General features: G+C 38.9%; 8 protein-coding genes. 3 read left to right on the top strand and 5 right to left on the bottom strand.

The window, feature by feature from the left end; genetic code table 11:
* Position 1: 1 nt before the first annotated feature.
* Both LC419_RS21640 and LC419_RS21635 read right to left on the bottom strand, forming a co-directional pair.
* Positions 2-2,221: a peptidase domain-containing ABC transporter gene (locus tag LC419_RS21640; RefSeq protein ID WP_223609296.1), complete on the bottom strand. Its 2,220-nt coding sequence runs from the start codon at positions 2,219-2,221 to the stop codon at positions 2-4.
* A 332-nt stretch (positions 2,222-2,553) separates the two neighbouring features.
* The gene (locus LC419_RS21635) at positions 2,554-2,901 is read right to left on the bottom strand and encodes a DUF4377 domain-containing protein (protein WP_223609295.1); all 348 of its coding nucleotides are present in this window, start codon (positions 2,899-2,901) and stop codon (positions 2,554-2,556) included.
* Between the two features lie 139 nt (positions 2,902-3,040).
* Between LC419_RS21635 and LC419_RS21630 the strand changes: the two genes are divergently transcribed.
* A complete protein-coding gene (locus tag LC419_RS21630) occupies positions 3,041-5,062 on the top strand; it encodes a hypothetical protein (protein ID WP_223609294.1) in 2,022 nt (673 codons plus the stop codon).
* A 167-nt stretch (positions 5,063-5,229) separates the two neighbouring features.
* On the opposite strand, the gene LC419_RS21625 is transcribed toward LC419_RS21630, so the two are convergent.
* From LC419_RS21625 to LC419_RS21615, 3 genes are all read right to left on the bottom strand, one after another.
* Positions 5,230-5,586, bottom strand: coding sequence for a DUF962 domain-containing protein (locus LC419_RS21625; RefSeq protein WP_223609293.1), 357 nt, complete (start codon positions 5,584-5,586; stop codon positions 5,230-5,232).
* 144 nt (positions 5,587-5,730) lie between these two features.
* Positions 5,731-7,407 (bottom strand): APC family permease, encoded by a 1,677-nt coding sequence (locus tag LC419_RS21620; RefSeq protein WP_223609292.1) that lies wholly within the window; start codon positions 7,405-7,407, stop codon positions 5,731-5,733.
* A gap of 114 nt (positions 7,408-7,521) precedes the next feature.
* Positions 7,522-9,762: a CocE/NonD family hydrolase gene (locus LC419_RS21615; protein ID WP_223609291.1), complete on the bottom strand. Its 2,241-nt coding sequence runs from the start codon at positions 9,760-9,762 to the stop codon at positions 7,522-7,524.
* 236 nt (positions 9,763-9,998) lie between these two features.
* Between LC419_RS21615 and LC419_RS21610 the strand changes: the two genes are divergently transcribed.
* Both LC419_RS21610 and LC419_RS21605 read left to right on the top strand, forming a co-directional pair.
* On the top strand, positions 9,999-12,962 hold the full coding sequence (locus tag LC419_RS21610; RefSeq protein WP_223609290.1) for a lipopolysaccharide assembly protein LapB: 2,964 nt from the start codon (positions 9,999-10,001) through the stop codon (positions 12,960-12,962).
* 99 nt (positions 12,963-13,061) lie between these two features.
* Positions 13,062-14,831, top strand: coding sequence for a TonB-dependent receptor (locus tag LC419_RS21605; RefSeq protein WP_223609289.1), 1,770 nt, complete (start codon positions 13,062-13,064; stop codon positions 14,829-14,831).
* The last annotated feature ends 27 nt before the right edge of the window (positions 14,832-14,858 follow it).

Here is a 14,858-nt window from a genome sequence, read left to right as displayed (position 1 = left end):
TTTATTTTCCGAGTTCAAGTTGATTTTTAACTAAATGATAGTAAGCTCCTTTCGATTGTGTTAAGGTCTCATGCGTTCCCTGCTCAACAATATGACCTTTGTCCAGCACTATAATTCTGTCTGCATGAACTACCGTGCTCAGCCTGTGGGCCACGATAACGACTGTTCTGCCCTGAAAAAAGCGGTTCAGGTTTTCAACGATTAGTCTTTCATTGTTGGCATCGAGAGAATTGGTGGCTTCATCCATGAATATATAATCCGGCTGGCGGTAAATCAGTCGGGCGATAAGGAGACGCTGTTTTTGTCCTTCACTGAGTCCGGTTCCTTCACTTCCGATTTGAGTTTCATAAGAAAAGGGAAGGCTTTCAATAAAGTCCTGCATATTGACCATTTTACAGGCATTTTGTACCCTCATCAGGTCTTTCTCCACACTTCCCACCCAGATATTTCCGGCGATGGTATCTGTAAAGAGGAAAGAATCCTGCATAACGGCTCCGCATTGTCTCCGCAAGCTTCTGGCATTGATGGTTTTGAGATCCAGTCCGCTGAAAGTGATCATCCCTTGTGTGGGATGAAAGAATTTAAGCAGCAGTTTTAAAAGGGTCGTTTTTCCACTTCCGCTCATTCCTACAATAGCGGTTACTTTTCCGGCAGGAATCGTTAGGGATACATTGTGCAACACGTCTGGCGATAATTTCCCATACCGGAAACTGACGTCCTTTAATTCAATGGAGCCGGAATTTCCCCGTGCTAAATTCAGGCTGGAATGAGCATCTTCGGTCTCTTCATATTCCACTTCCGAAATCCGTTGCAGGCTGAATTTGGCCGTCTGCATGGAGCGGATGAAATCTGACAGTTGATTGACCGTCCCATTTAATGAACCGTACATATACGTAATAGCCAGCATGGCTCCGAGGGTCAGACTTCCGTTGATGACCAGGGAAGCGGTTAAAAAAGTAGTTAATACCCCTGTGGTTTCATTGATGAAAAGGGCTACACCCTGTATCCGCTGATCCAGTTTCAGGTTTTCCATTTTCACTTGGTAGGTTTCTTCCTGCATGGTCTTCCATAACTGGTTTTTTTCCTGCTCTGCTCCGGTCAGCCTTATTTCTGTCATCGCTTCAAAGGTTTCTATCTGATGACGCTGAGCGTTGGCAAGAAGACTGAAAGTCCGCTGATCCAGACGTCTTCTTTTCTCTTCAAAAAGATGGGTCCAAAGCACACTGATCATACTGGCAGCTAGAAACAGGATGAAAAGCTTCCAGTTATAATAGCATAACAACCCGCCATTCACGATAAGAATGATGACGGAAAGTCCCGCACTTACACAGTTTTTGGTAAGGAATTCCTCTACGCGCTGATTATCGTAGATTCGCTGTAAATTGTCCCCGCTGCTTCTGTATTCAAAGAAAGAAAGTTTAAGCTGCATGAGTTTGTCTACGAATTCATAGATAAGTTTAATACTGATATTCATGCCTAGCTTAAAAAGAATCCTGCTCCGAAAGAAATCGGTTAAAATTCTTCCGGTGAACAAAAGAAGCTGTCCTGCACAGATCAGAGATAATATCCCGATATCTTTTTTAGATATGGCCTGATCAACAACGGCTTGGGTTAATAATGGAATGGCCAGTGTCATAAGAGTAGCTGCCAGAAGTGCGGCTGCCACATAAGAAATATTCCTGTGATCATCTATTTTTTTTAGTAGTGAAAACAGGCTGACAGAGGGATCCGGCTGATCTTCAATCCGGTTAAAAGCTTCTGTCTGTTCCACAAATATGGCGATCCCTTTATTGTCCTGTCCGGGGCCAATCCAATGCTCTATAAAATCATGAAGGGTGTAACGCATATTCTTTCCCAATGCAGGATTTCCCACATAGGCATGTTTTTCTGTAAGATGCCACAGCACGACAAAATGATTATGATCCCAGTGAAGGATGCAGGGGAGTGGTGCTTTTTCAGAAAGAATCTTCAGATTGAGTTCAGCGGCTAATGTTTTGAGTCCAAGCTGTTCTGTTGCATGGGTGATTCCGGCGACTGAAGTTCCTTGGCTTCGTACATCACAAAGATCCCGTAGATGGTTTAATGACAGTTCTTTTCCGTAATAGGCCGTAATCATTTTTAGGCAGGTAGGTCCGCAATCCATGGTGTCCAGCTGTCGGAAAAAAGGATAATGTTTTCCTTTAAAATAAGAGGGAATTTTTCTCAGTACTTTACTCTCCATTTTGATTCATCCAACGTTAATTGTGGTTTAGTATAAATTTCATTAATCGCAATATTATTGCTAATGCAATTATGTTGCAATTTATAAAAAATAACAGTGCCTAGCGTTTATTTCTTCAATAAAATCTGAAGATCGTTTATCATTGGATGTTTTGCTTTATTGAAAAAGCTGAAGATGAAACGGAAATGAGCTTGAGAGGAAGCAGGCAGGAGAAAATTGGGAGTATCAGAAAAAAGAAATTTCAAAAGTTTACGAAATACCCGTAAGAATCGAGTCTTTAGATGAGGAGAGTAGAAAATAAAAACTCCCGAAATTTTCGGGAGTTTTTGGTTTTATTTTTTGGTTTTGGAAACCTCTTTGATCAGTGTGTATTTTATAGATGATCCGTCAGCGGGCGGATTGGCAATCTTTTCTGTTTTTACTTTTAAAACATATTCATATCCAGGCTCATACGTAAATCCTTCGATATTCGTATAGAAATTGGTCCAGCTTTCTGAAGCTTTTTCTTTTACCTGCAAACATTTCATGGGTGCTACTCCGGTACAGTCTGCAGTTTCAGGTCCTACGATGAACGTTTTTTCGTCAGCTCCGGCAGTATTGGCCGTAGTGGTACATTGTGTCATTGCGAATAGTACTGCTGCAGGAAGAGCTCCTTTTAGAATGGATGCTATAATTTTCATAAACTTTATTTTAAACCTTAGTTCGCAATTACTGTGCCGAAGTTTTTGACGCAGTTTTTCTATTGTTTTTTAGTTTATAATTATTTAATTTGAGCGCTTCTAGAAATTTAACCAAAGGACACAAATACCACATTATTATATGAATAATCCGATTCAGATTGAAAATTACAAAATTCAAAAACCTGAAATATGGGCAGGAAATATCACAGATGAAGAACTGATTGACAAAATAAAAGATTCTGAATTTGCCGCAAAACAGATTGATGAAGGAAGAGATTACTGCTATTTTCTCGATAAAAAATATTACACCAGCAATAAAGAAAACAGCGAATATGTCTGTATGGCATACACCCTGAATGAACCTGGGAATCTTGAACGGGCTTCCGTTTCTGAGGTTGTCGTGGAGGAAAATGAAGTGTACAGCATTCATAGAATCAGTGTATGGAGAGACGGAGTGTTGATTGACAAGATTTCTGATACGAATATTAAGGTACTCGATAGTGAGAACCAGAGCAGCGGAGGGATATTAAGCAGTAATAAAAAGATCAATATTACTATTAAAGATCTCAGGCTTTACGATGTCCTGATCATGGAAGATTCGAGATGTAAAGCTTTTACGGAAAGAGATTTTCTGAGAAAGGAATTTTCTAAATATGTTTGGGTAAGTCCTGATAATTACTGGGCATACGGAAGCTTTAAGTTTACGTTCATCAACGACCGTGAGGAGAATATTGATTATAAAAAAACATTTTTCAGAGATGCACAGGGGAATGTACTGGAGCCTGAAATTCATCATTTAAAGAAAGGGGAGCGCTTTGTTATTGAAGAAAGCAACTATATCAATCCGGTAGATGCCGGTCGTGAGATTTTTCCATTCATTGATTTTGCTACGGAAAACACATGGAAAGAGCTTTCCAACTATATTGTCCCGATCTACAATGAGGTTTTTAGTAGACATTTGCTGAAAGATTTTGCACCCCATCTAATTGAAAAACTGGATGCAGTGAATGGTCAGGATGAAAAACTTCAGTTGGCGATAGAATATGTGCAGAATCATATTTACTATATTTTCAATGCGGATGAGATGAATGGGCATAAGCCACAGGAACCTTCAGTCACCTATGAAAATAAACAGGGCGACTGTAAAGCAAAGTGTGTTTTGCTGAAAGTGATTCTGGATTATATCGGAGTGGAAGCGTCGGTAGTTCTTGTCAATTTCCATACGGATTATTATATCAAATATTATCTGCCATCACTGCTGAGCTTTAATCATGTAGTGGTTAAAATCAATTATAAAGGCCAGGAGTATTTTGTTGATGCTACAGTTCGTGATGAATTCGGGTTAATAGAAAACCGCGGGTTTATTTATTTCATGCATTATCTGGAAGTAAAACCGGATCAGGTGCTACAGCAAAGGAAGCCCTATAAATTCCCTTATTGCTGTATTGATGAAAAAGTTGAGTTGAATGCCCAGAATACAACAGGCCGGCTGAAACTTACCACCACCTATAAAGGCAACCGCGCCAATGCTATGAGAAGGTATTTTAAAAGTACAAATAAAAGAGAGATCATCGATAGCTGGAACAGTTTCATGTTTTATGGGCTTAATTATTCCAATGACAGAAACGGAACCGATATCAGGAATATATTCAAAGATGCATCCATTGATATTGTGAGCGATGATAAGAAGTTAAATGAATTCAAGATTCACTATACCGCTACCGTAGAAAATCCTTATTACGTAGATCCACAAAACAACCGCTTCCTGATGTATTTTGACAGGAACGTTATCAAGGCAAGCGCCAGAGATTTTATGCATAAAGATCTTCCTTTCTGGCATAATTTCGACAGTGAAAAATACGAGATCAGTTTGTATACAGATCAGAAAATAGATACTGAAGAAAAATATACGGTTCAGGAAAGTACGATCAGCAATCCGTATTTCGACTATAAAAACCGTAAAAAAATCACTAAGAATGGTGCCACCGTTTCTATAGAATACAATCCTCTCGTGAATCTGGAAATTCCGCAGGATCAGTTTGAAGCTTTCAGAGAAGACCATCATAAAGTGGCAGACAGCAACTTCGGATTGGGGATTGATATTATAGAACCTGGTTTAATGAATATGATTAAGTTTAACTTTAAGAAGAGGTTTAAATAAATTTGATATTCAGTAATTTGTATTAAATATTTAAAGTTTAAATTCAAGATGATATTTTAAGATTTCGGCGGCCGAAGGCCGCCGAAATCTTAAACCTTATACTCTCCATTTTAGTGTCCTTATTGTTTAAAACAATAAGACTTTTGTGCCTTGTGTGGTAAAAAAAATCAGTGTAATTCCTCAGAAACATCACCATCTTTTGGCTTCGGAGCTATCCCTCTAAACTTTTGTTTACCGATCAGCAGCTCAAAAAACAGTCTGAAATCCGAAATCAATGACCATAGAGGGTATTTGAAAGTTGCCGGTTTATTTCGCTCAATAACGGCATGACTTAACCAGGCAAAGCCATATCCAAAGATCGGAATGTACCATAGAAACCTTTCTTTCCCTGAACTGATGACATACCAGATCACAAGAAATACCAGAAGCGTTCCGATAAAATGAAAGATTCTCGTTCCTGTTTTACTGTGTTCGGTAAGATAGAACTGATAAAATTCTCCGTATGTTTTGATTCTGTCTGACATGGCAAAATTAGTTTATAGTTGTGTTGAAATCTATGCAATAATTCTGCCGATTTGATAAGGAAGATCAAGCGTGAAAAAGAAAAAAGGCAAATCTGCGGGGATGCAAATTTGCCTTTTATATTTTATGATTTGTCAATCAGTATTTTAAACTGTTTCTTTTCTAAGCTTACTGTGTTTATAACCGTAGCAGAAATAGATTACAAGACCCAGTGCAAACCAAAGTCCGAACCAGAACCAGTTCTCATGGCTCATTCCCGTAAGAAGATATAAACAAGAGCTTAAGCCGATCAAAGGAATTAAAGAGAAATTTTTAATAAACGTAAAAACACAAAGTACCAAGTTGATCAGGATGAAAACAAAAATAGACGCTCTGAATTCACCCTCTTTAGGATCATTCCAGTCCATTAAGTTGGTGAAAAATTCCGGCTGCCAGATATAGAACCCGATTAATCCTCCGATAATGATAACCGGGAATATGATCTTACCGTTAATATAAGGAAGGTGGAATCTGCCTTTGATCTTTTGTTTGGCTGGAAGCATTAAAACCCCGGCACATACCAGTACGAAAGCGAAGATGGTTCCAATACTTGTGAAATCCAGGATGAATGTTTTATCCGTAAAAAGAATAGGAACTCCTACAGCGATACCTGTAATAATGGTAGCAAATGAAGGTGTTTTATATTTTGGATGTACCGTCTTGAATTTTTCAGGCATCAGTCCGTCACGGCTCATCGCATACCAGATTCTCGGCTGTCCCATCTGGAATACCAATAACACGGTCGTGATGGCCACAATAGCTACGAAAGAAACCACAAGTTCCATCCAGGCTACATTGGCATTTGATTTTTCGAATATGAATGAAAGTGGGTCTCCGATACCATCGAACTTCCTGTAATCAACCATTCCTGTCAGGACCAGTGTTAAAGCAATATAAATAACCGTACAAAGCACCAGAGATATGATCATCCCTTTCGGAAGTGTTTTCTGAGGATCTTTGGTTTCTTCGGAAAGAACACTTAATGCATCAAAACCGATGTAAGCAAAGAAAACTCCTGAAACCGCACTCATAACTCCTGCAAAACCGTTCGGCATGAAAGAAGCAACCTGAGTGTCCGGATTGACAGGCGTCCAGTTGTCTGTATTGATGTAGGCAAAGCCTACCAGAATTACTAAAACAATCACGGCCAGTTTTAAAATAACCAAGGAATTATTAAAGTTCTTACTTTCTTTCACCCCTACATAACAAAGCCATGTGATAAGGCCGTTGATGACCAGTGCAGGAAGGTCAAGGATGAGTTTTAAGTTACCGATTAGCGGTGCAGTATTCCATGCACTTAACAGTTCTTTATTTTCAGAACCGTTCTGGAAAGCTTTTCGGGCTTCTGTGTAGCTGCAGGTAAGGTAATCGGGGATATGCATGCCCAGACGCTCTAAGAAGCTGGTGAAATAGTCGGACCAGGAAAAAGCCACGTAAATATTCCCGAAAGAATATTCCATGATCAATGCCCATCCGATCACCCAGGCAATCAGTTCCCCGAAACTGGCGTAAGCATACGTATACGCAGAACCGGCTGTAGGAATTCTGCTCGCAAATTCAGCATAGCACAATGCCGTAAATCCACAGGCAAAACCACAAATTAAATATAGTAGAATAACTCCGGGGCCACCTCTGAAAACTGCTTCACCTAAGCTGCTGAAACTTCCTGCTCCTATAATGGCCGCAATACCAAAAAAAACGATATCCCAAACACCTAGAACCCTTAAAAGACTGGTAGATGTATCTGTTTCTGAATAGTTTTTTCTTCTGAAAAGTTGATTCATTCAATATTTATATTTGAGTTTGAAAAAAAGCAAATGTAATCATTTTTTATTTTGGTGTTGGCTGTAATCATAATATTTCGTTAAAAAGACTGAGGTTCTCATGGCTAAACGCCTTTATTCTTGGTAAATAGGTATTTCCACATAGCTGTCGTTATACCACTTTATTTCCAGTGGTTCACCGGAATCTTTGATCGTTTCGTCACTTACATCTTTTCCGGATCCGTAATTGATCTGCCAGCTTGGGTTTTTATTGACACCCACCAGTAGAACCAGTTTGCTTCCCTTTTCGATCTTTTTACTCATGAACATTGAGTTTTTTATCGGGATCTGTACTTCTTTACCCGGTTTAAGGAGCTGACGTACCGCATTATTATTTGCATAGCTAGCTCTTACAATATGTGTGGATAATAGGAAAGTCTTTCCATCAGGCCTGATCTGATACAAATACATATCCGTATCAAAATCTTTTTTATTAATGGAAACATTGAAGAATCCAGCCGGATTTCCGCTGAAGATAAGGTCTTTGTCTAAAACTTCACTTTCAAAATAAACGGAGTTTGTGGTTTTTACACTGTCAATCTTACTTACTGCGTGATAAGTGTCCTTTTGATCACGATTTTTAAAATCAACCGTCTGTTTAACGAAGCTTTTTTCCGTGGGTTGAGTGAAAACCGATGCAGTCCCTTTACGATTCTGAAGGTAAAACTTAAGCGTTGAAGTATGCATTTTCTCAAGGGTAGGCGCATGTTTCCATGTATTGGTATTCATCACCTGGAAATTGATCCTGTCTTTTAAAAGTTCCGGTTTCTTCCCGTCTTTCATAATGTAATCAAACCAGGAAAAAGCAAGGTCATCAATACTTATTCTAGCTGCTGGATCAATAGGATTTCCGTTGACGTGAGTATATCCAAAGCTTTGTGCCCCTCCATGATCATAAGGACCGATTACCAGATAATGATTGGCATTTTTGTTATACTGATGATGTTCTTTAAAATAGTACAGTGCCCCGATCTGATCATCATCATAATATCCCGTGGTTGTTAGAATAGGGATGTTGATCTTGGCGAAATCCTCTTTATAAGGTACCATTTTATGGTAATATTGGTCGTAGCCGGGATGATCCAGCCATCTTTGAAATATCTTGCTTGGCTTCCCGCTGATGGTATCCAGAGCTCTGAATGATTTTCCGCTTTTGTACCAGGCCGTATTAACAGAATCCCATTTTTTAGCGTTGTTGAAATCTGCTTCATCGGTAAGCTTATTGTTCGTCACATACTGGATCCATTGTAGCATATAGCTCATGAAGATATTATTTTGGGCAGGGTAGTCTATTCCGATTCCTACGGCAACCTGTGGAACAATTGTTTTTAATGCCGGATGTATTTTTTTGACAGCAGCCCACTGGCTGAAGCCCAGATAACTTCCACCGATCATTCCAACTTTACCGTTGCACCAGGGCTGTTTGCTGATCCAGTCGATGACTTCGTAAATATCCTGAGATTCGTGCTCGAAAGGATTGTTCACGTCATTGCTGTTTCTTTTGCCACGGGTATTCACAACAGCACCTACATAGTTATAAACGGCCGCTCTTTTTCCAAAATAGCCATCAATTGGTCCGGCATAAATATTACTGCTGAGCACAACAGGAAGTGGCGAGGTATTGGTCTTCTTTCTGACAATGGTGATCGTCAGGGTACTTCCGTTTTTGGTTTTAATATCTTTGGTTTCTGTAATGAATTTTTCCCCGTCTTTTGCGACAACCAATTGCATGATCTGAGGTTTAGTGGCGGAGAAAGTTTTGTAATTCAGATAACTTCTGCATAAAGCCAGAGCGGATCCGTAATCTATACTGTCTTTATCTTTCTGCTTGTCCAGCGTTTCTTTCAGGAGTTTTCGTGCGGCCATGACATCTCCATCTACTGCAATACTCACTTTGGTGATCAGTTTATCAGGGAGACTTTCATATTTTGTATTGAAGGCTTTTTGAAGGGCATTCGGGAAAGAAATCTTTTCTTTTGCTTCGATTATTTTTGCCATGCTGTAAAATTCGTAGGCAATATATTTATTCCCCACCATGTCATGATCTGCAAATTCCTTGCGGTATTCCACTAAAGTGGCATTGGATTTTTTGTAATCTTTAGCAAGCAATTCTAAACGCAGAAGATTATCCAGATAAGCCAGTTTGTTGGTTTTTTTAAGCTTCAGCAATGGAGCCTGAGTGATCAGTGTTGAAGCCAACCGGGGCATTTGTTTTTCCAAAATAAGTGTGTCAGTGACAGCTGTTTTAGGAAAATAAAACTTTTGAGCCTGCAGTAGGTTGGCAAATATTAATGCTAAAAGTATTTTAATTTTCATGTAATGGTATGTTTTTAGCTGGTGTAGATTGAGGATTCCGTCAGAAAACTTTTTTGAAGGTTCCAAATTGATATCCATTTCATTTTTATGACACTAAAGTAATCATTTTTTATCATCAAATAGTGAAATGTAATCAATTGTTAATTTATGTTATAAAACCTTTAAAACTTGCTTAAACAATAAGTTTTTAATATTTTCGTTAACTTATATAGCTAATCTTTTTATTCAGAAAAAGAATGAATTCAAAAAAAATACTTCTCTCAGCTGCCGTGCTTTATTTCGGAATTTCCGGAGCGCAACAGTCACAGTACTTTACCCAGAAAGAAAATTACAGGTTTAATCTCGCAGAAAATCTTTATCAGACCAAAATATACAATGCTTCTCAATTCGAATATGCAAGACAATATTTCTACAATCAGAATTTGTCCAGATCGAGAAAAGAGGCGGCGCAGTTTTTTGATAATGTGATTGGCGTGATCTTGCAGAAAAACCATGCAGAGGAAGGACTGACAGCCTTTATGAAAGAATACCCGAATTCTGCGTATTTTGCTCAGGCTAATCTTCCACTGGCAGATTATTATCTGGCTAAAAAGGATTTCGATAAAGCCTTGGAAACCCTGAAAAAAGTGAATCAGTATCAGCTTTCAAAAGAAGAAAATACACAGTATATTCTGAAGTTGGGTTATGCTAAATTCATGACCGGTGATACCAAAGGAGCTACCGATGCATTGGAAGAGGCCTATAAAACAGCTGATGAATCCCAAAAAGGAGATATCGCTTACATGCTGGGACACCTGTATTATTCGGGTGGGCAGAATGATAAAGCATTCCAGTATTTCGATTCTGTAAAAGATCAGCCTAAATTCTCCAAACTGGTACGTCCTTATTATGTACAGATGTATTACAATGATAAGAATTATGATCAGGCTATTTCTGAAGGAACGGCTTTATTGAACGAAAGTATTTCGGACTCTTACAAAGCAGAGGTTCATAAGATCATCGGGGAGAGTTATTTCATGAAAAATGACTATACTTCGGCTTATCCGCACCTCAAAGATTATCTGAGTGTACAGCAGAACCCGTCTGAAAATGACCTTTATGAAATGGGATTTGTGGCCGCTCAGCTTAAAAAATACGATGAAGCGGTTTCTTATTACAACCAACTTGTCAACAGTAATTCAGCGCTGGCACAGAATGCTTATTATCAGTTAGGAAATGCTTATCTGGCGGTAGATAAAAAGCAGGAAGCCCTTTCAGCATTCCGATCTTCTTACCAGATGAATTACGATGCGAAGGTTAAAAAATTAGCCCATGAACAATACGCAAAACTAAGTTACGATATCGGAAACCCGTTTGAAAGTCCTTCTGCAGTGATTCAAAGCTATATCAACGAGAATCAGAATGACACGAATGCGCCTGAAATGCGGTCACTTCTTGTGAAATCATATCTGTATTCCGGAAACTATAAAGAAACGCTGAACGCGATCGACAGACTTCAGAATTCTACCCCTGAGATCAATAAAGTAGATCAGGAGGTTTCCTATTTATTGGGAACAGAGGAGTTCAACAAAGGAAATTATGACGAAGCGGAAAGGTATTTTCTGAGAAGCTTAGGATTTAATATCAATAAAGAATTTTACAACAGAGCACTATATTGGTTAGGACAGGTGTATTACCAGAAAGGAAATTATCCGTCTGCCATTGCCCGTTATGAGAAGCTTCTTACTGAAACTTTCCCTGAAAAGCAACAGTTGCCTTATGATTTAGGATATGCTTATTTTAAAGCTAAAAAATTTGATCAGGCACAGACGTATTTCAAGCAGTATCTGAGCAATCCGAAGCCTGAATTTAAAAATGATGCAGAACTTCGTCTGGCAGATATTCATTACGCCAACAATGATCTGAATGAGGCGATTGCGATTTACGATAAAAATGAAGACGCCACCGACTATACTTTGTACCAAAAAGCTATGGCTTTAGGATTTAAAGGCGATACACAGGCGAAAATCACCAATCTGAAAAATCTTCTGTCCAAATACCCGGATTCTGAATATTATGACGATGCCCAGTATGAAATGGGAACAGCGTATTCCGCACAGGATGATTTTGCGAATTCCAATGATTATTTTGCAAAAGTAATCAAAACGTCTTCGGATAAAGATCTTATTGCGAATGCATCTATCTACAGAGCACAGAATTATATTGATCAGAACCAGAGTGACAAAGCTCTTTCCGAGCTTAAATCTTTAGGCGAACAGTATAAAAATACGGCTTATGCTGAGAAGATCGTTCAGGCGGCCAAACCTATTTTCACGAAAAACGGTGATGTTTCCGGATATGAAACTTTTGCAAAAAATATTGGGGTAAATGTGGATGCTTCAGAAATAGATGAGATCAACCTTTCTACCGGGAAACAGTATTTCACGAAGAAAGACTACAAAAATGCTATTTCTTACTACGAAAAATATCTAACGCAGAATCCTACCGGAGAAGGCCTTTATCAGGCTAAATACGAGCTGGGAGAAAGCTATTATCAAACCAATAATGCTACGAAAGCGCTTCTTGTTCTTCAGGAAGTAGCCTCGGTACAGAACGATTATCAGGATGATGCGCAAACGCGTCTGGCACAGATCTTCGTGGCTCAGGGGAATACGGCAGAAGCTAAAAAATACCTTGAGAATATCAAAAATTCTTCAGATATCAGCATTAAAAATTATGCGAATGTTGAGTTGATGAAGGTTTATGCCAGCGAGAAAAACTTCTCTCAGGCTGAAAAACTAGCTGATGCAGTAATCGCGAATACGAAAAACTCGGCCGCAGTTATTGAAACAGCGAAAGTGATCAAAGCGAGAAGCCTTATGAATTCAGGGAAAGATAAAGATGCACAGTCAGCGTATACTTCTCTTGAAAAATCGTCCAATACATCGGTGGCGGCAGAAGCTATTTATGCAAAAGCTTATTATCAGAATAAAGGAAAGGCGTTCAAGTCTTCCAACGAGACCATCTTTAAGCTAGCGAACAATTATGCCTCTGAAGATTATTGGGGAGCAAAAGCTTTGGTACTGATGGCTAAAAACTATGTGGGACTGAAAGATAATTACCAGGCAAGTTATACATGCGACCAGATCATCGAGAACTATAAAGATTTCCCGGAGATCGTAGCAGAAGCAAAAGAGGTTAAAAAGCAGATTAAAAAGTAAAGTGTATAAAGTATAATGTAAAAAGTAAAATGTACAAAGTACACAATTCGATAGATACATTATACATCCGACATTATACATTAATACAAATATTGAGCAATGAACAGAAAAATTCAATTATTATCCATATTATTTTTAGGGTTTTCGCAGTTTGCGTTTTCCCAGATCAAGGAGGAAAAACTGATTCTTAATAAGAAGCGGGAGCCGGAGGTGAGGAAGATCGAGAAGAAGAAAACCTCTGTGGAGACCATCAAGAATTATCCGCCGGAAGAGAAATCCCAGAACCCTGTGAAATATACCATCGTAGATGTGCCTGCGGTTTCGGATTTTAAAACATCTACCATTCAGGGACAGGATGTGACTCCGAAATTTGAAGGAACGGCTCAGAACAACTATGTGCAGTTTGGAATGGGGAACTTCGGGAAAATTTTGGGTGATGCCAATATTTCCAAAACCCTTGACAATAAACTGGAAGTAGGAGCGGATTTCCATTTTCTTTCCACTCTGGGTCTGAAAAAAGAATATACCTGGGATTCCAAGCAGAGTTCTACAGCGATTGGAGCTTACCTGAATTCATATGGTGAAAAAGGAAAATTCAATCTGAATGCTGAGTATGCACTGGATAATAACAGATATTACGGAATTTATGCCATGGAGCCTTCTGCAGATGTTGATCTGAAGCAAAGGGTGAACCAGTTTAAGGTGAACGGATATTATGATTTTTATTCCAATGAAATCTTAAATGATGTAAGGGTAAAATCTTCTTTCCTGAAAGATCATTTTGATGCACAGGAAAATCAGGTTTCCATTTTGGCGAATCTTTCCAAGCATGCAGTCGAGATCGGTAAATCGGGAATTGTTTTAAATGCTGACTTGGGCGTTGGAGTAGAAGCGGTGAAAACCGATTTTGGGATTGTCAACAAAAACTCATCCAATTTCTTTAATACGAGTCTTACTCCGAAAGTAACCTTCAGAAAGGGTGATTCCTACTTAATGCTAGGTTCCGGATTCTCTTTCCTGAATGCTAAAAATTCAAATGATGCCCTTGGAGGAGAAGTGAAAAATAATAAAACCTACTGGTTTCCACAGGCTGAGTTCCAGGTGGCGGCTGCTAAAGAATTTAAATTCTACGGTGGGGTAGACGGCGGACTGAAGCTAAATACCTACGGAGATCTTCTTCAGGCGAATCCATTCGTGCTTTCTGACCAGTTTTTAAAGCCCACAGAGACTCAATATCATTTTTACATAGGTTTACGAGGTGATATCGACGAAACGTTTAAATACGACTTCTCTGCAGGTTACGGACAAATGAGGAATATTATGTTCTTCCAGGGAAACAACCTTTTCGACAACGTATTTACTTTAAACCGTTCTGCCTACAATTTTGCGAATACATTCTCTGCCGTGTATGATGACGGAAATGTAAGCGATATCAAAGGAAGTGTACAGTATTTCCCGCTTGAAAATCTTGTTTTAGACGGAGAAGTAAGGTTTACAAAGTACAATCTGAAGAATTATGCGGATATTTATAACGTTCCTTTAGTGAATGCAAGTATCGGAGCGAAATATACGATGCTTGATAAAAAGTTATTGTTAGGATTCAAAGGAATCTTCGCAAGTGACAGAACCACAAACTCTTTCGCGATTGAAGGAGTAGCTAATCCGAACCTGGTTTACCAGTCTACAGAGAACAGAAATGATAAAGTTGGGGGCTATGCAGATTTAAACCTTTCTGCAGAATATAAATTCCATAAAAACTTTAGTGTTTTTGCCATCGGAAACAATCTTCTGAACTCAAACTACCAGACCTACAAAGGCTATAAAGTCTTAGGTGCACAAGTTCTGGGAGGGGTGAAGATTACCTTCTAAGCGTAAAGACATATTCAAAGATAATAA

Origin of the sequence: Chryseobacterium sp. OSA05B, from assembly GCF_019970065.1 — a bacterium.
In the GTDB taxonomy this organism is placed as follows: domain Bacteria; phylum Bacteroidota; class Bacteroidia; order Flavobacteriales; family Weeksellaceae; genus Chryseobacterium.
This window is presented reverse-complemented; position numbering and strand designations above follow the sequence as displayed.

Coding starts and splice junctions, on each gene's coding strand:
- LC419_RS21640 (WP_223609296.1), bottom strand. CDS start 2,221: ATGGAGAGTAAAGTACTGAGAAAAATTCCCTCTTATTTTAAAGGAAAA.
- LC419_RS21635 (WP_223609295.1), bottom strand. CDS start 2,901: ATGAAAATTATAGCATCCATTCTAAAAGGAGCTCTTCCTGCAGCAGTA.
- LC419_RS21630 (WP_223609294.1), top strand. CDS start 3,041: ATGAATAATCCGATTCAGATTGAAAATTACAAAATTCAAAAACCTGAA.
- LC419_RS21625 (WP_223609293.1), bottom strand. CDS start 5,586: ATGTCAGACAGAATCAAAACATACGGAGAATTTTATCAGTTCTATCTT.
- LC419_RS21620 (WP_223609292.1), bottom strand. CDS start 7,407: ATGAATCAACTTTTCAGAAGAAAAAACTATTCAGAAACAGATACATCT.
- LC419_RS21615 (WP_223609291.1), bottom strand. CDS start 9,762: ATGAAAATTAAAATACTTTTAGCATTAATATTTGCCAACCTACTGCAG.
- LC419_RS21610 (WP_223609290.1), top strand. CDS start 9,999: ATGAATTCAAAAAAAATACTTCTCTCAGCTGCCGTGCTTTATTTCGGA.
- LC419_RS21605 (WP_223609289.1), top strand. CDS start 13,062: ATGAACAGAAAAATTCAATTATTATCCATATTATTTTTAGGGTTTTCG.